Raw genomic sequence first — 19503 nt, 5'->3', positions numbered from 1 at the left:
GCACTGTTGACACCGCTCAGCGGTGCGAGTGGTCGCGGAAGCCGCGGCGGGTCTTGCGGCCCAGGTAGCCGGCGGTGACCAGGTGTTCCAGCAGCGGCGCGGGCGCGAAACCCGGCTCGCGCAGTTCCAGGTACAGCTCGCGCTGGATGGCCAGGGAGACGTCCAGGCCGACCACGTCGAGCAGTTCGAACGGGCCCATCGGGTAGCCGCAGCCCAACTTCATGGCGTGGTCGATGTCGTCGGCCGTCGAGTAGCTGGCCTCCAGCATCTTCACCGCGTCGTTCAGGTACGGGAAGAGCAGCGCGTTGACGATGAAGCCGGACCGGTCGCCGCAGACAACGCCGGTCTTGCCGAGCGCGGCGCAGACGGCGCGGGCGGTGGCGGTGGCCTCCGGGGAGGTGCGGATGGTGCGGACGACCTCGACCAACGGCATGACCGGGGCCGGGTTGAAGAAGTGCAGCCCCACCACGTCGGCCGGACGCTGGGTGGCCATCGCCACGTCGATCACCGGCAGGGACGAGGTGGTGGTGGCCAGCACCACACCCGGCTTGCAGATCTCGTCGAGGCTGGCGAAGAGGGCCTTCTTGACGCTCAACTCCTCGACGACCGCCTCGACCACCAGGTCGACGTCGGCGAGGTGGTCGAGCGTGGCGGACCAGCTGATCCGGCCGAGTGCGGCGTCCCGGTCGGCCTCGGTGAGCTTGCCGCGCACCACGCCCTTGTTGAGCGAGGTCTTCACCGCCTCGCAGACCTTCGCGGACTTCTCCATGCCGCGGGTGACCGAGACGACCTCGTAGCCGGCCTTCGCGAAGACCTCGATGATCCCGGTGGCCATCGTTCCGGAGCCGACCACGCCGACCTTCGCGATGGCGCGCGCGCCGTCGGCGAGCGCGGCGTCGGTGGCCGGCGGCGTCGCCCCATCCGGTACGACCACCGGGGAGCCGGGCCGCTCGTAGGTGTAGAAGCCCCGGCCGGACTTCCGGCCGAGCAGCCCCGCCGTCACCATCTGCTTGAGCAGCGGCACCGGGGCGTGGCGGCGGTCCCGCCCGCCGCGCCGGTACATGGTGTCCAGGATCTCGTACGCGGTGTCCAGGCCGATCAGGTCCATCAACGCCAGCGGGCCCATCGGCAGGCCGCAGCCGAGCTTCATGGCGGCGTCGATGTCCTCCCGGGTCGCGTAGTGCGACTCGAACATGCCGACCGCGTGGTTGAGATAGCCGAAGAGCAGCGCGTTGGCGATGAAGCCGGCCCGGTCGTTGATGGTGACGTCGACCTTGCCGAGCCGGGCGCAGAGCGCCTCGACGTCGGCGACCACCTCGGGTGCGGTGACGACGGTGCGGACCACCTCGACCAGCTTCATCACCGGGGCCGGGTTGAAGAAGTGGATGCCGATCACCTGGTTGGGTCGGCTGGTGGCGACCGAGATCTCGGTGACGCTCAACGACGAGGTGTTGGTGGCGAGGATCGTCTCCGGTCGGCAGACCCGGTCCAGCTCCGCGAAGATCCGTTGCTTGAGGTCGAGGTGCTCGGGCACCGCTTCGATGACCAGGTCGACGGAGTGCAGCGCGTCCAGCCCGACAGCGAAGTGCACACGCTCGTTCAGGGCGTCGCGGTCCGCCTCGGCGAGCTTGCCCTTGGCGACCGCCCGGTCGGTGGAGCCCTTCAGGGTGGCCCGGCCGCGCTCCAGCGCCGGTGCCGAGATTTCCACCGCCACCACGTCGATGCCGTTGCGGGCGAAGACCTCGACGATGCCGGCACCCATGGTGCCCAGCCCCACCACACCAACGGTGCTGAACTCGCGCGCCACGACCGGCCTCCCCAGGACTCCGCACGGCCACTGAACGGCCGCTAAGGTTATGCGCGCGAGTCTGCCACGTGACGGTGAGTTGTCGAGACGCCGTGGCCTATGTCACCCACGACCCAGCCGTGCCGCTACCCGGCCGCCACGCTGGTCAGTGCCAACAACTCCGCGACGAACTCCGCGGGGCGCTCCAGGTGCGGGCTGTGCCCGCAGCCGGGCAGCACCACCTCGTGGTACGCGCCGCCGGCCGCCGCGTACCGGTCGAGCACCGCCCGGGTCTGGCCGACCATCGGCTGCGGTGGGCAGGCGTCCGCGCCGGGCCAGCCGGGCACGAGATCCAGCGAACCCAGGTACGCCAGGTCGAAGAGCGAGGTGTCCGAGACGATGACGTCGACGTCTCCGCGTACCCAGGTGACCGGCGGTTTCTCGGCGACGGCCACCAGCTCGTCGGCGAGCCGGAACCAGGTCGGCGCCAGCGCGTTGAGCACCCCGCGCTCCCCCGGCGCGGTGCCCGGCCAGTTCTCCGACGGCACCGCCGTGCCCGGGTAGTTGTCGTCGCCGGTGGCGGTGGAGAGCACGGTGTCCAGCAGCAGTTCCTCATCGGTGCCCAGCGAGGCGGGATCGGCCACGTAGGTGGCTCGCAGCACGGCGCGCGGGCTGGCCGGCGCGTCCGTGCTCCGGTCGCCGGCCGCCAGGCGGGCGACGAAGTCCCGGTTCGCCGTGCCGGCGCCGGTGCCGGCGAAGTCGGGGGTGGTCGGCGTGCCGGTCAGGTCGCGGGTGCCGCCGAAGCCGTACGGGGAGACCGGTGCGGCGAGCAGCAACGCCCCCACCCGGTGCGGGTGGTCGACCAGCAGGCGCATCGCCACCCCGCCGCCGAGGGAGTGCCCGACCACCACCGGTCGCGCGTCGGCGTCGGCGTCGAAGAGCGTCGGGTCGTCCAGCAGTGCGGCCACGTCGTCGGCGAAGTCCCGCAGGCCCCGGGTGGCGTCCACCGGGGCGGTCGCGGTGTCGCCGTACCCCCGCAGGTCGGGGGCGACCACCCGCAGCGTCGGCGGCAGACGGCGGACCAGCGGCTCCCAGAACAGCGCGGACGAGCAGTTGCCGTGGATGAGCAGCACCGGCGTGCCGTCCGGCGGGCCGGCCACCCGTACCGCCTGAGTGATGCCGTTCGCCGTCACGGTCCGCTGCTCGGTCTCCATCCGCGGCATGGTGCCACGGGTGTCCCCGCCGGTCCAGGTGTCGGACCGCCACCCAACGGGCCTACCCGGTGTGGCAGGCCGCCAGGCGATCAGCGACGCGAGCCCGGCGGCGCGGCCAGCGGCAGCGGCAGGGTCGGTCGGACGTCGCGCCGGGACGGGCCGAAGCTGAGCCCCACCGGGTCGGTGAGCGCCACCCCGGGGTCGAACAGGCGCAGCTCGGTACGGCCCAGCCGGATCACGTCGCCGTCGGAGAGTCGTTCCACCTCGGTGATCCGCCGGTCGTTGAGCCAGGTGCCGTTGGTGGAGCCCAGGTCCCGCAGGGACGGGCCCTCCGGTGCCAGCCACACCTCGGCGTGGCGACGGCTCAGGTGTGGGTCGTTGATGACAACCTGACCGGTCGGCGCTCGGCCGATCACCTGTATCTCGGCTCGCATGCGAAAGCTCGCGCCGCGCATCGGTCCACCCGCGACCGTCAACAGCGGCATCAGTTCCGGATGTTCCTCCATGGACAGTCAGCCCTCCACCCCACACCGTCACTCCGCGCGTCAGCTTGCCATCAGACGGTAGTCGTCAATACCGACCGGCCGGTCAGCCTCTCGTCACCTCCCGGCCACCTGCCGTTCGACGATTCGGGCGGGACATTTCCGATACCAACGCCCTGACCTGCACTGATCAACGATCGGTCGGGTTGGTCCGACGCCGCCCCCCTGGCCCCGAATCGGGGACCCTACCGGTGAGTAATCCTCAGGTCTACACTTCCGCCATGACGGCAGTGCATATCCCGGGCGTTCCGGTCATCGACGCGGGTCAGTTGGTCTCCACCAGCCCGGCGACCGGCGCTGAGGCCGGTCGCCTCCCGGTCGCCACCGACGCCGACGTGCGGCAGGCCGTCGACCGCGCCCGCGCCGCGGGCGAATGGTGGGCGAGCCTCGGCTTCACCGGCCGCCGCCAGCGGATGCTGCGCTGGCGTGCCCTGCTCGCCAAGCGCATCGAGCAGCTGGCCGAGTTGGTGCACGTCGAGGGCGGAAAGCCGATCGCCGACGCCATCGTCGAGATCGTCACCGCGATCGAGCACATCGACTGGGCCGCCCGCAACGCCGGCAGCGTGCTCGGTCCACGCCGGGTGCGGTCCCGGCTCATCCTGGCCGAGTTCTCCGGGCATCTCGAATATCAGCCCTACGGCGTGGTCGGCGTGATCGGGCCGTGGAACTATCCGGTCTTCACGCCGATCGGCTCCGCCGCGTACGCCCTCGCCGCCGGCAACGCCGTCGTGCTCAAGCCGAGCGAGTACACCCCCGCCGTCGGCCAGTGGCTGGTGGACAGCTTCGCCGAGGTGGTGCCCGAGCAGCCGGTCTTCACCGCCGTGCACGGGCTGGGCGACGTGGGCGCGGCGCTGTGCCGCTCCGGCGTCAACAAGCTGGCCTTCACCGGCTCCACCGCCACCGCCCGCAAGGTGATGGCCGCCTGCGCCGAGACGCTGACCCCGGTGCTCATCGAGGGCGGCGGCAAGGACGCCATGATCGTGGACAGCGACGCCGACCTCGACGCGGCCGCCGAGGCGTGCGTCTGGGGCGGCATGACCAACGCCGGCCAGACCTGCATCGGCATCGAGCGGGTGTACGCGGTCGACGCCGTCTTCGACGCCTTCGTCGACAAGGTGGTGAGCCGCGCCGGTCGGCTGACGGTCGGGCCGGAGGGCACCGACATCGGCCCGATCACCATGCCCAAGCAGATCGACGTGATCCGTCGGCACATCGACGCCGCCATCACGTCCGGCGGACGCGCCGTGCTCGGCGGCCCGAGCGCGGTACAGCCGCCGTACGTCCACCCCACCGTGCTGGTGGACGTTCCGGAGGAGTCGGCCGCCGTCCGCGAGGAGACCTTCGGTCCCACGCTGACCATCAGCCGGGTCCGCGACGCCGACGAGGCCCTCACCCGCGCCAACGCCCTGTCGTACGGCCTCGGGGGTTCGGTCTTCGGCCGGCGGCGCGCGGTGGCCATCGCCCGGCGACTGCGCTCCGGGATGGCGTCGATCAACTCCACGCTGACCTTCGCCGGCATGTCCACCCTGCCGTTCGGTGGTGTCGGCGACTCCGGCTTCGGGCGGATCCACGGGGAGGACGGCCTGCGTGAGTTCGGTCGGGCCAAGGCGATCACCAGGCGTCGGGCCCGGTCGCTGCTGCCGTCGATGACCTTCGAGCGCACCCCGGCCGACGTGGCCCGACTCGTCAAGGCCATCAAGGTCATGTACGGCAGGTGAGTGTCGGATAACCGATCATCAACAAGGATCGGTGCATCCACATGTTTGGTCACCGTGTCCACGGCGGTACATTGCGTTAAATGGGCCCCAATCGATTGCGCTACCGCCTTGTCGACAGTGACCAGTCGTGGAGCGCCCGACGGCGTCGGCACCGCTCGGACTGGCTGGCACGCACCTTTCCCGAGATCGGCGACATGCACGTGGTCGACCTCGGTGGTCGGCTCGGCACCTGGCACCGCGCCACCGTCCGACCGGCCCGGGTGACAGTCGTCAACCTGGAGCAGCCGCCCGCTGTCGTCCCGGATTGGGCCCACGTCGAGCAGGCCGATGCCTGCGACCTGCCCTCGCACCTCACCAAGGGCGGCTACGACCTGGTCTTCTCGAACTCGGTGCTGGAGCATGTGGGCGGGCACGAACGCCGGATCCGCTTCGCCGCCGCCGTCCGCTCACTGGCCGACCGGCACTGGGTGCAGACGCCCTACCGCTACTTCCCCATCGAGCCACACTGGATCGCGCCCGGCATGCAGTTCCTGCCGGTACGACTGCGCACCGCGTTCGCCCGGCGCTGGCCGTTGGGGCACAAGCCGACCCGCAGCCACGACGCCGCCATCCACCAGGTGCTCTGGACCGAGCTGTTGGACCGCTCGCAGATGCGTCACTACTTCCCCGACTCGACAATGCTGGTGGAGCGGGTGTTCGGTCTGCCGAAGTCGCTGATCGCGGTGCGCACCGGGTAGTACGCCGGTCAGAAGAGGGTCAGCTCGTCCTTCACGATGCCGCGCAGCTTGTCGTAGTCCACGACCACACACCTGATGCCCCGGTCGGTGGCGAGCACCCGGGCCTGCGGCTTGATCTCCTGGGCGGCGAAGACCCCGACGACCGGGCTGAGCAGCGGGTCACGGTTCATCAGCTCGAGATAGCGGGTCAGCTGCTCCACGCCGTCAATGTCGCCACGCCGCTTGACCTCGACGGCCACCGAGCCCGAGTTGGCATCCCGGCACAGCAGGTCGACCGGGCCGATGGCCGTCATGTACTCGCGGCGGACCAGTGTGAACCCCTCACCCAGGGCACCCGGGTTGGCGGCCAGCAACTCCTGCAGGTGCGCCTCCACCCCGTCCTTGCGCAGGCCCGGATCCACACCCAACTCGTACGAGGTGTCCTGGAAGATCTCCTCCAGGGTGATCCGCAGCTCCTCGCCAGCCTTGTTGACGACCCGCCACACACCGGGGGCCTCCTCCAACCGACACGGCGGGCTCATCCAGTTCAACGGCTTGTACGCCCGGTCGTCGGCATGAATGGACACCGACCCGTCCGCCTTCACCATCAGCAACCGGGTGGCCAGCGGCAGGTGAGCCGAGAGCCGTCCGACGTAATCCACCGAGCACTTCGCAATGACCAACCGCACCCGACGAGGGTAGCCGAGCACCCGCCGGTCGCCAGCGAGCGGCACTGGCGCGTCGATGCGATGCTGAGACCGTGTTCGAAGTCCTCACCGGCACCGGTCTCGCCGCATCGGCGGGGCTCAACGCCTACATACCCCTGCTCATCCTCGGCCTACTCGGCCGTTACACCGACCTGATCGACCTGCCCAGCGGCTGGACCTGGCTCGGCAACGGCTGGGTCATCGCGATCATGGCCGTGCTGCTCGCCGTGGAGATGGTGGCGGACAAGGTGCCAGTGGTCGACCACATCAACGACGTGGTGCAGACCGTGGTCCGACCCACCGCCGGTGGCCTGGCCTTCGGTGCCGGCTCCTCGTCGGAGACGGTGACGGTCAGCGATCCGGGGAGCTTCTTCTCGTCGCACCAGTGGGTGCCGGTCGTCACCGGCGTGCTGCTGGCGTTGGGCGTGCATCTGCTCAAGTCCGCAGCCCGGCCGGTGATCAACGCGACCACCGCCGGAATCGGCGCCCCGGTCGCCAGCACCGCCGAGGACGCCACCAGCGTGGTGGTCTCCCTGGTGGCGATCATCCTGCCGGTGCTGGTGCTCGTCGCCCTCGTCGGCCTGGCGTTCTTCGCCTTCTGGTTCTTCCGTCGTCGATCCGATCGACGCCGCGAACGGGAGGCCGCCCGCGCCGCCGGCTTCCGCGTCTGACGCGTGATCGGCGGCCCGCGATACCGGGGCTGCACGGGGCGACAAAAGCCTAGTATCGGGGCAGGAGCCTAGAGGAGGTCGGCATGACCGCAGCGTTGGAGATGCCCCGAGTCCAGGAATGCGTGGTCGCCGCATGCGCGTACAACCAGTCGGGTGACTGCCACGCCTTCGCGATCACCATCGGCAGCATGGATCACGCCCACTGCCACACCTTCGTCGAGTCGCCCGTCCGGGGTGGCGTGGAGAGCCTGATCGCGCAGGTGGGGGCGTGCCAGCGCGCCGACTGCCGGCACAACGAGCAGTTGGAGTGCCACGCGTCGTCGATCAGGGTCGGCCCGGACAACGACATGGCCGACTGCATGACCTACACCAGCCGCTGACCCACGCCGGGCCGACGACCTGCCCGAGACGGCCCTTCGGTCAGGGCAGGTCGTTGGCGCGACGGATGACGGTCACCAGGTCGTCGATGATGCCGGTGAGGGCGAAGTCCTTCGGGGTGAAGACCCGGGCGACCCCGGCCGCGCGGAGGGTGTCCGCGTCACCGGCCGGGATGATGCCGCCCACCACCACCGGCAGGTCGGCCCGGCCTGCGGCGCGAAGCCCGTCGAGCACCGCCGGCACGGCGGCCAGGTGCGACCCGGAGAGCACGGAGAGCCCGACCAGGTCGACGTCCTCCTCGACAGCGGCGGCGACGATCTGCCCCGCGGTCAACCGAATGCCCTGGTAGACGACCTCGAAGCCGGCGTCACGGGCACGTACCGCGATCTGCTCCGCGCCGTTGGAGTGCCCGTCCAGGCCGGGTTTGCCGACCAGCAGCCGCAGCCGGCCACTGCCCAGCTCCCGCGCCGTCGCGGCGACCCGCTCGCGGACCGCCGCGAGGCCCGGCTCCCCGCCGCCGCCCGTAGCGCCGGCCAGCCCGGTCGGCGCCCGGTACTCGCCGAAGACCTGGCGCAGCGCGCCGGCCCACTCGCCGGTGGTCACCCCGGCCCGCACGCACTCCAGGGTGGCCGGCATCAGGTTGGCGGTGGTCGCGGCGTCCGCGCGCAGCCGGGCCAGCGCCGCGTCGACGACGGCCGCGTCCCGGTCGGACCGCCACCGGCGTACGCCGTCCACGGCGGCCGCCTCGACCGCGGGGTCGACCTGCTCGACGGAGCCCGCGCCGGCAGCGGTCAGCGGGGAGGGTTCGGTCTCGGTGTACCGGTTGACCCCGACCACCACGTCGGCACCGGACTCCATCCGCCGACGCCGCTCGGCGAGTGACGCGACCAGCGCGCTCTTGAGGTAGCCGGTCTCCACTGCGGCGACGACGCCGCCCAGCTTGAGCACCGCGCCCAACTCGGCCCGCGCCCCGGTGACGATCTCGTCGACGAGTGCGGTCATCACGTGCGAGCCGGCGAAGAGGTCGGGATATTCGAGCAGGTCCGACTCGTACGCCAGGACCTGCTGCATCCGCAGCGACCACTGCTGGTCCCAGGGGCGGGGCAGGCCGAGCGCCTCGTTCCAGGCGGGCAGTTGGACGGCGCGGGCCCGGGCGTCGCGGGACATCGTCACGCCGAGCATCTCCAGCACGATGCGCTGGATGTTGTTCTCCGGCTGCGCCTCGGTCAGGCCGAGCGAGTTGACCTGCACGCCGTAGCGGAACCGCCGTTGTCTGGCGTCGGTGACCCCGTACCGGTCCCGGGTGATCTCGTCCCAGAGCACGCCGAACGCGCGCATCTTGGCGATCTCCTCGACGAAGCGCACCCCGGCGTTGACGAAGAACGAGATCCGCTGGACCACGTCGCCCATCCGTTCGGCGGGCACCTGACCGGAGTCGCGGACCGCGTCGAGCACGGCGACGGCGGTGGCCAGCGCGAAGCCGACCTCCTGCACGGGCGTGGCACCGGCCTCCTGGAGGTGGTACGAGCAGATGTTCACCGGGTTCCACCGGGGCATCTCGCGCAGCGTGTACGCCACCACGTCGGCGGTGAGCCGCAGCGACGCCGCCGGCGGGAAGATGTAGGTGCCCCGGGACAGGTACTCCTTGATGATGTCGTTCTGGGTGGTGCCGGCGCAGCGGGCCAGGTCGGCGCCCTGCTCCAGCCCGACGGTGCTGTACAGGGCGAGCAGCCACATCGCCGGGGCGTTGATGGTCATCGAGGTGTTCGTCTCGGCGAGCGGGAGACCGTCGAAGAGCGCCCGCATGTCGCCGAGGTGAGCCACCGGCACGCCGACCCGTCCGACCTCGCCGGCGGCGAGTTCGTGGTCCGGGTCGTACCCGGTCTGGGTGGGCAGGTCGAAGGCGACCGACAGGCCGGTCTGCCCCTTCGCCAGGTTGCGGCGGAAGAGCGCGTTCGTCGCCGCGGCCGACGAGTGGCCGGCGTAGGTGCGCATCACCCACGGGCGGTCCCGCTCGGGCAGTCGCCCCGGGAATGGCGTCTCATCCATGGCCGGAGTCTAAGTTACCGTTCAGTAAAAGGAGCTGTGGAAAACCACACAGGTCCATGTCGGGGACGTCCAGGTGTCAAGTTCCCGCAGTGGCGCGGAACGCCACACCCCGGGCACCACGCAGGGCGGGTCAGGACGCACACTGGACGGCATGGATGACGAGCTGGCCATCTCCGTCCGAGGGCTGCGCAAGGCGTACGGCGACAACGTAGCGGTGGCGGGCGTGGATCTCGACGTGCGCCGTGGCGAGGTGTTCGCGTTGCTCGGCCCGAACGGCGCCGGCAAGACCACCACCGTGGAGATCCTTGAGGGTTACCGACACCGGGATGCCGGCGAGGTCTCCGTGCTCGGCGTGGACCCGGCCAACCCCGACGCCGACTGGCGTTCCCGGGTCGGCATCGTGCTCCAGGGCACCGGCGAGTTCGACGAGCTGACGGTGGCCGAGGTGATTCGGCACTTCTCTGGCTTCTACCTCGACGCCGACGACCCGGCGAAGGTGATCGAGCGGGTCGGGCTGGCCGGCAAGGCGAAGGCCCGCACACACACCCTCTCCGGCGGCCAGAAGCGCCGCCTGGACGTGGCCCTCGGCATCGTCGGCCGGCCGGAGCTGCTCTTCCTCGACGAGCCGACCACCGGCTTCGACCCGGAGGCGCGTCGCGAGTTCTGGGAGCTGATCCGCGACCTGGCCGCCGCCGGCACCACAATCGTGCTCACCACCCACTACCTGGACGAGGCGGAAGCGCTCGCCGACCGGGTCGGGGTGATCGCCGGTGGCCGACTTGTCGAGGTCGCCGCGCCCAACCGCCTGGGCAATCGGCAGGAGGCCCTCGCCACGGTCTCCTGGCGTACCCCGGCCGGGACGCTGGAAAGCGCGCAGAGCGCGACGCCGACGGCCCTCGTGGCCGACCTCGCCGCGCGTCACGGCGGTGAGGTCCCCGGGCTGACGGTGACCCGGCCGACCCTGGAGGACGTCTACCTCACCATGATCGGACACTCGCGATGACGACCACGACGAAGCCGGCGACGCCGGTCACCGCGACCCGCGGCCGGCGGCCGGGTGCCGGCGCGCTCGCCCTGCGCCAGGGCCGGCTGGAGATCACCCAGTTCCTGCGCAGCCGGGAGTCGGTGGTCTTCACCATGGGCTTCCCGATCATCATGATCCTGATCTTCGCGTCGATCTTCCATGGGACGATCGGCGGTGGGGTGAAGTTCACGCAGTACTTCATCACCGGCATGATCGCGACCGGCCTGATGACTGTGAGCTTTCAGAACCTCGGCATCTGGATCCCGGTCGAGCGGGACCGGGGCGTGCTCAAGCGCTACCGGGGCACGCCGATGCCGAAGTGGGTCTGGTTCGCCGGCAAGGTGATCATGGTGGTGGTGATCGGCATCGCCGAGACGGCGCTGCTGCTGGCCTTCGCGGTGGCGCTGTTCGACCTCGACCTGCCGGGCACCGCCGGGAAGTGGCTCACCTTCGGCTGGGTCGCCGTGCTCGGGGTGATCGCGTGCACCCTGTGCGGCATCGCCATCTCGTCGGTGGCCAGCACCGCCCGCAGCGGCTCGGCGGTGGTCACCCCGGTGTCCCTGATCCTTCAGTTCATCTCCGGGGTGTTCTTCGTCTTCACCGACCTGCCCACCTGGATGCAGCAGGTGGCGGCGCTGTTCCCGCTCAAGTGGATGTGCCAGGGGCTCCGGTCGGTCTTCCTGCCGGAGAGCTTCGGCGCCCAGGAACCGGGCGGCTCGTTCGAGCTGGGCCGGGTGGCGGTGGTGCTGGCTCTCTGGTGCGTGATCGGTGCGGTGGTCTGCCTGACCACCTTCCGCTGGACCACCAAGCGCGACGGCTGAGCGGCCGGGGCGGGTGCCCGCCCCGGCCGCCACCACTCAGTACGTGTAGAAGCCCTTGCCGGTCTTGCGGCCCAGGTCACCAGCGGTGACCATCCGCTGGAGCAGCTCCGGCGGGAAGAACTTCTCGTCGGCGGTGTCGGTGTAGATGTTCTTCGAGGCGTGCAGCAGCACGTCCACCCCGGTCAGGTCGGTGGTGGCCAACGGGCCCATCGCGTGCCCGAAGCCCAGCCGGCAGGCGGTGTCCAGGTCCTCCGCTGACACCACGCCGGACTCGACCAGCTTGACCGCCTCCATCACCAGGGCGGAGATCAGCCGGGTGGTGACGAAGCCGGCGATGTCCCGGTTCACCACCACAACCGTCTTGCCGATCTCCTCGGCGAAGACCCGCGCGGTGTCCAGCGTGGCGTCGCTGGTCTTGTAACCGCGTACCAGCTCGCAGAGCTGCATCATCGGCACCGGGGAGAAGAAGTGCGTGCCGACCACCGCCTCGGGCCGCTCGGTCACCGCGGCGATCTGGCTGACCGGGATCGCCGAGGTGTTGGTGGCGAGCACCGCGTCCGACTTGCAGATCTTGTCCAGAGCGCGGAACACCTCGTGCTTGATCTCCAACCGCTCGAAGACCGCCTCGACCACGATGTCCGCGTCCGCCGCCGCCTCCAGGTCGGTGGTCGGCGTGATCCGAGCCAGCGTCGCCTCGACCTCGGAGGCCTCGATCTTGCCCTTCTCGGCGAACTTCTCCAGAGACTTCCGAATACCGCCCAGACCCCGGGTGGTGGCCGCCTCGTCCAGGTCGCGCAGCGTCACCTGCCAGCCCGCCTGCGCCGCCACCTGGGCGATGCCGGAACCCATCAACCCGGCCCCGACGACCGCGAGTCGACCCGCCATCTGCTTCTCCCTCGCTGCGATTGAGTGCCTGCCTGCACCCTAGTCGGCGAGCCTGAACGATGGCTAAGTGGTGGTCGGGCCGGGTCGTGGGGGCCTCAGATCTCCAGTGACGGTTCCTCCGGGGTGGTGCCCCGCTCGACCGCCACCCCGAGCGCACGCAGGTCGGCCACGAAGTCCGGGTAACCCCGGTCCACGTGGTGCACGTGGGACACCTCGGTGACCCCCTGCGCGCACAGCCCGGCGATGATCAGCCCGGCGCCGGCGCGGATGTCGGTCGCCTGCACCGGTGCGCCGGAGAGCCGGCCCCGTCCACGGACCACCGCGTGGTGCCCATCGGTCTTGATGTCCGCGCCGAGCCGCATCATCTCGTTGGCGAACATGAACCGGCCGTCGAAGATGTTCTCGGTGATCAGGGAGGCACCGTCGCTGACGGCCGCCAGCCCAATCGCCATCGGCAGCAGGTCGGTGGCGAAACCGGGGTACGGCAGCGTCACCACGTCCACCGCCCGGGGCCGCTCGTCCATCCGTACGCGGAAGCCGTCCCCCCGGGTCTCCACCAGCGCGCCGGCCGCCACCACCTTGTCCAGGGCGACCTCCAGGAAGGCCGGGTCGAGCCCGGTCACCGTCACGTCGCCGCGGGTCATCGCCGCGCCGAACGCCCAGGTGCCGGCGACGATCCGGTCCCCCACCGTGGCGTGGCGCACCGGACGCAGACCGGGCACACCGGTGATGCGCAACGTCGACGTGCCCGCGCCGACGATGCGCGCGCCCATCTGGTTGAGCATCGTGCAGATGTCGACGATCTCCGGCTCCCGGGCCGCGTTGTCGATCATCGTGGTGCCCTGGGCCAGCACCGCTGCCATCACCAGGTTCTCGGTCGCGCCGACGCTGGGAAAATCCAGCACGATGTCCGCGCCGCGCAGCCCGTGCGGGGCGGATGCGATGACGAACCCGTGCTCACCGGAGATCTCCGCGCCCATCCGGGTCAGCCCGGAGATGTGCATGTCCAACCCCCGCGACCCGATCGCGTCACCGCCGGGATGGGCCACCCGCACGTACCCCCGGCGGGCCAGCAACGGGCCGAGCACGCAGATCGACGCGCGCAACCGTCGGACCAGGTCGTAGTCGGCCTCCGCGCCCGGCTGCTCGGGTACGTCGATCGTCACCGACCGGGACCGGGCCACCCCGCCCCGGGCGACCATCGGGTCGACCGGGTCGTCCACGTCGAACTGGACGTCGCAGCCCAGCCGACGTAGCACCTCCCCCATGATCGCGATGTCGGTGATCCGGGGGACGTTGGTGATCACACTGCGGCCCGGCGCGAGCAGCGCGGCGGCCATCAGCTTCAACGCCGAGTTCTTGGCACCGACCACGTGCACGGTGCCGGACAGTCGGGCGTCACCGCGTACCCGGATGACGTCGACATCGTTGACCGCCGAATCGCCGGCGTCGCCGGGGCCCACCACCACCGGCCAGCCGGCGGTGCTGTCCGGCCGCGCCGGGATCGTCAGGTCGGGAATCCGTAGGCTGTGCGTCATGGCCGTCCACCTCACGCGCATCTACACCAAGGCCGGCGACGCCGGCATGACCAGGCTGAGCAACAACGAGCAGGTGCCGAAGACCGATCCACGGATCGCCGCGTACGCGGATGTCGACGAGTGCAACGCGGCGATCGGCGTCGCGCTCGCGCTGGGAAACCTCGACGAGGAGCTTCGCGGCGTGCTGGGGTCGGTGCAGAACGACCTGTTCGACGTCGGCGCCGACCTGTCCACCCCGGTCGAGCCGGAGCCGAAGTACCCGCCGCTGCGGGTCACCGAGGAGTACGTCGAGCGCCTGGAGGGCTGGTGCGACGAGTACAACGCACGCCTGAGCAAGCTCGACTCCTTCATCCTCCCCGGCGGCACCGCAGGTGCGGCGCTGCTGCACGTGGCGCGGACCGTCGCCCGGCGTGCCGAACGGGCAGCGTGGGCGCTGGTCAGCCACGATCCGGAACGAACCAGCACGCTCCCGGCAAAGTATCTCAACCGGCTCTCCGATCTGCTCTTTATCCTGTCAAGAACGGCAAATCCGGCAGGAGACGTGCTATGGGTGCCGGGCGGCAAGCGCTGAACGTCGGGCGCTCCGCACCACGTCGAGGTCTGAGTTCCCACTCTGACCGCCACCACGCGTAGCCAAGGCCGACTCGTCCTCCGGCGACCCCCGCCAGGGCCAGGGCGAGTCAGCGTCTAGATCGACTCGGGTTCCATGACGTCGGGCCATCCTCGCCACGGGGACACCACGGTTTCAGGAAACCCGAGTCGGCGGGCCGTGCCCACGAAGGGGTTTCCGGGGGGAGCCTGCCCGGCGCAGGGATCAAGCCTGACCGCCCGGAGCCGGGCGGGCTCCCCCGGAAACCCGAAAGAGCAACACAGGGCCGATCAGGCAGCCGGCCAGTCCTGGGAGGCCATACGCGGCGAGACCGCCCCCGGAGGGGCGGCCTCGAGCCAGGAAAGAAAACCGGTCACTGTCGATCGCGCCATGGCGATCTCCACCGGTGCGTGGTGACTGGTACAGCGCAGGATCACCCAGTCGGCCGGCATGGAGAACCGTTCCTGACCTTCGGGCAACCGTCGGCGCTCCACGGCCAGTCCCTTGCGGGAGAGGACCCGCTTGGGCCGGATCGCGAAGCTGAACATCCTGTACCAGCGCAGCTCGTCACCGGCGAACCGGCCGAAGCCGGGCGACCAGCCGCGGCCGTCGAGCATGGTGGAGACCCGGACGCTGAGCCGGATGATGCCGCCGCTGCGGGTGACCAGAGCTCGCCGGACGAAGAGGGTCAGAAGCGCGCCGAGGATGACGACAACGCCGATTCCGAATCCTTCGACGATCTCCATCCCCGGTGTGGCTCAGCGGCTCTGCGCGGAGACCGGGGTTGCGCTCTCGGCCAGCACTGTGACACCTTCGGCGCTCACCGAGAGGAAGCCGCCGGCCACCTCGTAGGCGACCTGCTCGCCGCCGGCGAGCTTGATGCGCACCTGACCGGGCTCGGCGAGTTGGCCGAGCAGCGGCGCGTGCCCCGGCAGGACACCGAGCTCGCCTTCGGTCGTCCGGGCGACGACCATCTCGGCGTCACCGGACCAGACCTTCTCCTCGACGGCGACGAGCTCGACGTGAAGCTGCTGTGCCACGCTGTCTCCTTGCTGCGGCTACGGATTGCCGAAAGTCTAGCCTGACGATGCGGCGCGCCCAACGCGGGTGGGGACAACGCCGACCTGACTACTTGGCCTTGTTCACGAATTCCGGGTGCTCCAGCAGGAACGGGTCGAGTTGCTCGTTGTGCAGGGCGGTGAAGAAGTCCGGCACACCTTCCTGGAACTGCTCGCCCAGGTACTTCTGCCCCTCGAAGACTCCACCACCGGGCAGCTTGATCATCTCGATGGTGTTCGGGCGGATGTCCTTCAGTGCGAGCCCGAAGTCGACGACGCTGTTGCCTCGACCGTTGAAGATCAACGACTGGCCGGCGGCGCGGAGCACCTTGTCCAGCTTGATCGGGTTGGACACCACGTCGGCGCTGAACGCCTGGCCGACCATGGCCTTGACGAACTGCTGCTGGTGGCGCTGGCGACCGTAGTCGGAATCCGGAACGCCGTTCTTCGGGTAGCGCTGCCGGACGTAGTCCAGCGCCTGCCACCCACTCAGGTGCCGGTTGCCCTTCTTGTAGATCGCCTGCGGGCCGACGTAGCCCTCACCACGGGTGTTGCCCGGCCGCGGCTTGCCGTCCGGCTGCTTGTGCTCGGACTTCACGTCGCGCTCGATGTACATGTCGACACCGCCCATGGCGTCGACGATCTTCTGGAAACCGGTGAAGTTGATGATCGCGCCGGCGTCGAAGCGCTTGATGCCGGTGATGTTCTGCACGGTGGTGGCCAGCAACTCGAAGCCCCGTGCCGCGTCAGGGTTGGCCCCCGGCACCCTGCTGCCGAACGACATCGCCGCGTTGATCTTCGTGGTCTCGCCCGGGAACTCGGCCTTCTTGAACGCCGGGATCCGCACGTAGAGGTCACGAGGCAGCGAGAACAGGTAGGCCCGGTCCATCGAGGCCGGCACGTGCAGCACCATGATCGAGTCGGCCAGCGGCGCGGCCGTCGGCGTACGCGGGTCGATGCCGACGAGCAGGATGTTGAGCGGCCCCTTGATGTCACTCTTCTTCGCCTGGGCGCCCGCCGCCTGGTCGCCGAAGAGGTCAGCCTTGCCGACGGACCCCTCGTAGCGGGCCATCAGCACCTCGGTGCCGACCAGCACGGCGCCGCTGAGCACGGTCAGCACGGTGCCGAACACCGTGCAGAGCCTGGCCCACCGCGGCACACCTCGCCAGAGGGACGCCTTGCGGCCACTCTTGCCGGCCTTACCCACGAGCAGCTCCGTTCGTTACGCCCACGACGAGGAAGACGGGCGCACGTCGTCGAAAGGTTGCAAAGATCAACGCTCGTTCAGGTGAGCGCGGAACGAACCGTAGCTCGGGAGCCGCGGAAGTGACGACCACGAGTAACGGACCGCGACGATGCTAAGGCGCGAAGATGAACAAAAGACTGCCCCGGCATTGCCGGGGCAGTCTTTTTGCTACGGGTATCGACGAGGGCTGGTCAGGCCTTCATCAGCTCCTCAGCCTTGCGCTCCAGGTCCTCGAGGCCGCCGCACATGAAGAACGCCTGCTCGGGGAAGTGATCGTACTCACCCTCGCTGATCTTGCGGAACGCCTCGATGGTCTCCTTGATCGGGACCGTCGAGCCCGGCACGCCGGTGAACTGCTCCGCCGCGTAGGTGTTCTGCGACAGGAAGCGCTCGATCCGCCGGGCCCGGGCCACGGTGATCTTGTCTTCCTCGGAGAGCTCCTCGATGCCGAGGATGGCGATGATGTCCTGCAGGTCCTTGTAGCGCTGCAGGATCCGCTTCACCTCGGTGGCGACCTGGAAGTGCTCGGGGCCGACGAACTCCGGGGCGAGGATCCGGGACGAGGACGCCAGCGGGTCCACGGCCGGGTAGATGCCCTTGTCGGAGATCGACCGCTCCAGGTTGGTGGTCGCGTCCAGGTGGGCGAACGTGGTGGCCGGAGCGGGGTCGGTGTAGTCGTCCGCCGGCACGTAGATCGCCTGCATGGAGGTGATGGCCTGGCCCCGGACGGAGGTGATCCGCTCCTGGAGCTCGCCCATCTCGTCCGCCAGGGTCGGCTGGTAACCCACGGCGCTCGGCATACGCCCGAGCAGGGTGGAGACCTCGGAGCCGGCCTGGGTGAAGCGGAAGATGTTGTCGATGAAGAGCAGCACCTCCTGCTTCTTCACGTCGCGGAAGTACTCCGCCATGGTCAGCGCGGAGAGCGCCACCCGCAGCCGGGTGCCCGGCGGCTCGTCCATCTGGCCGTAGACCAGCGCGGTCTTGTCGATGACGCCGGACTCGGTCATCTCGGCGATGAGGTCGTTGCCCTCACGGGTGCGCTCACCCACGCCGGCGAAGACCGAGGTACCACCGAAGTTACGGGCAACACGGGTGATCATCTCCTGGATGAGCACCGTCTTGCCCACGCCCGCGCCGCCGAACAGACCGATCTTGCCGCCCTTGACGTACGGGGCGAGCAGGTCGATCACCTTGATGCCGGTCTCCAGCATCTCGGTCTTCGGCTCCAGGTCCGCGAAGGCCGGGGCCTTGCGGTGGATACCCCACCGGTCGTCGGCCTCGAACGTCTCGCCCTCTTTGAGGTTGAGCACCTCGCCGATCGCGTTGAACACGTGGCCCTTGACCGCGTCGCCCACCGGCACACTGATCGGCTCGCCGAGGTCACGCACCTCCGCGCCGCGAACCAGACCGTCGGTCGGCTGCATCGAGATGGCGCGGACCAGGTTGTCACCCAGGTGCTGGGCGACCTCCAGGGTCAGCGTCTTCTCACCGCCGGACAGGCTCACGGTGACGTTCAGGGCGTTGAACAGGGCCGGCATGCCGTCGCGCGGGAACTCGGCGTCGACGACCGGGCCGATGACCCGGACCACGCGACCCGTGGCCGTCTTGGTCTCTACTGGTGCAGTCATCACACTTCACTTCCCGACGCGGCAAGCGCGTTGGCGCCGCCGACGATCTCGCTGATCTCCTGGGTGATCCCGGCCTGACGGGCCGAGTTCATCTCACGCGTGTACTTCTCGATCATCTCTTCGGCGTTGTCGGTGGCGCTCTTCATCGCCCGCCGCCGTGCCGCCGACTCACTCGCCGCCGACTCGAGCAACGCCGCGTAGATCCGCGTGTTGATGTACCTCGGCAGGAGCGCGTCGAGCAGCGCCTCCGCCTCGGGCTCGAACTCGTACGCCGGCAGCAGTCCTTCGGAACGCGGCCGGTCCTCGACCTGCATCGGGCCGATGATCTTCGTGACCGGGTTCTGCGTCATCAGCGAGTGGAACTCGGTGTAGACGATGTGCAACTCGTCGACGCCGAGCACCCCGTCCGCGCCAGCGCCACCGTCGACGTCGTCCGCACCAGCGGTGAACGCCTTGATCAGCGTCTCACCCACGGTACGGGCGTCCTCGAACGACGGCTGCTCGCTGAACCCGGTCCAGTTCGCCTCGATCGGCCGGTCGCGGAACCGGTAGAACCCGACGCCCTTACGCCCGATGACGTAGAGCACCGGCTCCTTGCCGTCCGCCTTGAGCCGCGCGATCAGCGACTCGGCCATCCTGATCGCGTTGGAGCTGTAACCGCCGGCCAGGCCACGGTCGCTGGTGACCAACAGGACGCCCGCCCGCCGCACCCGCTCGCGCGGGGTGAGCAGCGGGTGGTCGATCCGCGCGTTGGACGCCAGCGCCGTGAGCACACCGGTGATGGCCTGGGCGTACGGCAGGGACGCCTGCACCCGGGCCTGGGCCTTGGCGATCCGGCTCGTCGCCACGAGCTCCATCGCCTTGGTGATCTTCTTCATCGACTTCGCCGAGCGGATCCGTTGACGAAGAACGCGAACCTGGGCCGCCATGGGA

General features: G+C 69.8%; 19 protein-coding genes. 7 read left to right on the top strand and 12 right to left on the bottom strand.

Annotated features, from left to right (window positions below):
• Window positions 1–16: 16 nt before the first annotated feature.
• The 3 genes from ACGF3C_RS09970 to ACGF3C_RS09960 form a co-directional block, all read right to left on the bottom strand.
• Window positions 17–1807: a 3-hydroxybutyryl-CoA dehydrogenase gene (locus ACGF3C_RS09970; RefSeq protein WP_357229880.1), complete on the bottom strand. Its 1791-nt coding sequence runs from the start codon at window positions 1805–1807 to the stop codon at window positions 17–19.
• A 125-nt stretch (window positions 1808–1932) separates the two neighbouring features.
• Window positions 1933–3009 (bottom strand): alpha/beta fold hydrolase, encoded by a 1077-nt coding sequence (locus ACGF3C_RS09965; RefSeq protein ID WP_393220474.1) that lies wholly within the window; start codon window positions 3007–3009, stop codon window positions 1933–1935.
• A gap of 80 nt (window positions 3010–3089) precedes the next feature.
• A complete protein-coding gene (locus ACGF3C_RS09960) occupies window positions 3090–3455 on the bottom strand; it encodes an FHA domain-containing protein (protein ID WP_255750185.1) in 366 nt (121 codons plus the stop codon).
• Between the two features lie 308 nt (window positions 3456–3763).
• On the opposite strand from ACGF3C_RS09960, the gene ACGF3C_RS09955 reads away from it, so the two are divergent.
• A complete protein-coding gene (locus ACGF3C_RS09955; RefSeq protein WP_357229876.1) occupies window positions 3764–5260 on the top strand; it encodes an aldehyde dehydrogenase family protein in 1497 nt (498 codons plus the stop codon).
• A gap of 80 nt (window positions 5261–5340) precedes the next feature.
• Window positions 5341–5997, top strand: a complete 657-nt coding sequence (locus ACGF3C_RS09950; protein ID WP_355008048.1) for a class I SAM-dependent methyltransferase — start codon at window positions 5341–5343, stop codon at window positions 5995–5997.
• An 8-nt stretch (window positions 5998–6005) separates the two neighbouring features.
• Here the strand turns inward: ACGF3C_RS09950 and nucS are convergent, their stop codons facing one another.
• On the bottom strand, window positions 6006–6665 hold the full coding sequence (gene nucS / locus ACGF3C_RS09945) for an endonuclease NucS (protein ID WP_112584054.1): 660 nt from the start codon (window positions 6663–6665) through the stop codon (window positions 6006–6008).
• A 71-nt stretch (window positions 6666–6736) separates the two neighbouring features.
• Between nucS and ACGF3C_RS09940 the strand changes: the two genes are divergently transcribed.
• Complete coding sequence (locus tag ACGF3C_RS09940) at window positions 6737–7354, top strand: DUF4126 domain-containing protein (RefSeq protein WP_355008049.1); 618 nt, start codon at window positions 6737–6739, stop codon at window positions 7352–7354.
• An 83-nt stretch (window positions 7355–7437) separates the two neighbouring features.
• On the top strand, window positions 7438–7734 hold the full coding sequence (locus tag ACGF3C_RS09935) for a DUF1540 domain-containing protein (protein WP_357234863.1): 297 nt from the start codon (window positions 7438–7440) through the stop codon (window positions 7732–7734).
• 40 nt (window positions 7735–7774) lie between these two features.
• Here ACGF3C_RS09935 and ACGF3C_RS09930 read toward each other — a convergent pair whose 3' ends face one another.
• Window positions 7775–9781, bottom strand: a complete 2007-nt coding sequence (locus tag ACGF3C_RS09930) for a protein meaA (protein ID WP_393220468.1) — start codon at window positions 9779–9781, stop codon at window positions 7775–7777.
• 151 nt (window positions 9782–9932) lie between these two features.
• On the opposite strand from ACGF3C_RS09930, the gene ACGF3C_RS09925 reads away from it, so the two are divergent.
• Both ACGF3C_RS09925 and ACGF3C_RS09920 read left to right on the top strand, forming a co-directional pair.
• Complete coding sequence (locus ACGF3C_RS09925) at window positions 9933–10784, top strand: ABC transporter ATP-binding protein (RefSeq protein ID WP_393220465.1); 852 nt, start codon at window positions 9933–9935, stop codon at window positions 10782–10784.
• Window positions 10781–11626 carry an ABC transporter permease gene (locus ACGF3C_RS09920; protein WP_238670528.1) on the top strand — a complete coding sequence of 282 codons (846 nt, stop codon included), beginning with the start codon at window positions 10781–10783 and terminating at the stop codon, window positions 11624–11626. Before ACGF3C_RS09925 ends, ACGF3C_RS09920 begins: the two co-directional genes overlap by 4 nt.
• 36 nt (window positions 11627–11662) lie before the next feature.
• Here the strand turns inward: ACGF3C_RS09920 and ACGF3C_RS09915 are convergent, their stop codons facing one another.
• Together ACGF3C_RS09915 and murA are read right to left on the bottom strand one after the other, a co-directional pair.
• Complete coding sequence (locus ACGF3C_RS09915) at window positions 11663–12511, bottom strand: 3-hydroxyacyl-CoA dehydrogenase family protein (protein WP_393220461.1); 849 nt, start codon at window positions 12509–12511, stop codon at window positions 11663–11665.
• Window positions 12512–12606: 95 nt separating this feature from the next.
• Complete coding sequence (gene murA / locus ACGF3C_RS09910) at window positions 12607–14049, bottom strand: UDP-N-acetylglucosamine 1-carboxyvinyltransferase (protein ID WP_357234071.1); 1443 nt, start codon at window positions 14047–14049, stop codon at window positions 12607–12609.
• Here murA and ACGF3C_RS09905 point away from each other — a divergent pair.
• The gene (locus tag ACGF3C_RS09905) at window positions 14048–14620 is read left to right on the top strand and encodes a cob(I)yrinic acid a,c-diamide adenosyltransferase (RefSeq protein ID WP_091405871.1); all 573 of its coding nucleotides are present in this window, start codon (window positions 14048–14050) and stop codon (window positions 14618–14620) included. The two genes, murA and ACGF3C_RS09905, sit on opposite strands and share 2 nt — an antisense overlap.
• A gap of 308 nt (window positions 14621–14928) precedes the next feature.
• Here the strand turns inward: ACGF3C_RS09905 and ACGF3C_RS09900 are convergent, their stop codons facing one another.
• The 5 genes from ACGF3C_RS09900 to ACGF3C_RS09880 all read right to left on the bottom strand — a co-directional run bounded on the left by ACGF3C_RS09900 (window position 14929) and on the right by ACGF3C_RS09880 (window position 19499).
• On the bottom strand, window positions 14929–15384 hold the full coding sequence (locus ACGF3C_RS09900; protein ID WP_355008057.1) for a DUF2550 domain-containing protein: 456 nt from the start codon (window positions 15382–15384) through the stop codon (window positions 14929–14931).
• A 12-nt stretch (window positions 15385–15396) separates the two neighbouring features.
• On the bottom strand, window positions 15397–15678 hold the full coding sequence (locus tag ACGF3C_RS09895; protein WP_355008058.1) for a F0F1 ATP synthase subunit epsilon: 282 nt from the start codon (window positions 15676–15678) through the stop codon (window positions 15397–15399).
• 88 nt (window positions 15679–15766) lie between these two features.
• The gene (locus tag ACGF3C_RS09890; protein WP_393220794.1) at window positions 15767–16909 is read right to left on the bottom strand and encodes an LCP family protein; all 1143 of its coding nucleotides are present in this window, start codon (window positions 16907–16909) and stop codon (window positions 15767–15769) included.
• Window positions 16910–17133: 224 nt separating this feature from the next.
• Complete coding sequence (atpD, locus tag ACGF3C_RS09885; protein WP_357222280.1) at window positions 17134–18570, bottom strand: F0F1 ATP synthase subunit beta; 1437 nt, start codon at window positions 18568–18570, stop codon at window positions 17134–17136.
• Entirely contained in the window at window positions 18570–19499 is a 930-nt protein-coding gene (locus ACGF3C_RS09880) for a F0F1 ATP synthase subunit gamma (RefSeq protein ID WP_334501836.1), read from the bottom strand. Before ACGF3C_RS09880 ends, atpD begins: the two co-directional genes overlap by 1 nt.
• Window positions 19500–19503 lie beyond the last annotated feature (4 nt).

Source organism: Micromonospora sp. NPDC047762 (assembly GCF_043204655.1).
Taxonomy (GTDB): domain Bacteria; phylum Actinomycetota; class Actinomycetes; order Mycobacteriales; family Micromonosporaceae; genus Micromonospora.
This window is presented reverse-complemented; position numbering and strand designations above follow the sequence as displayed.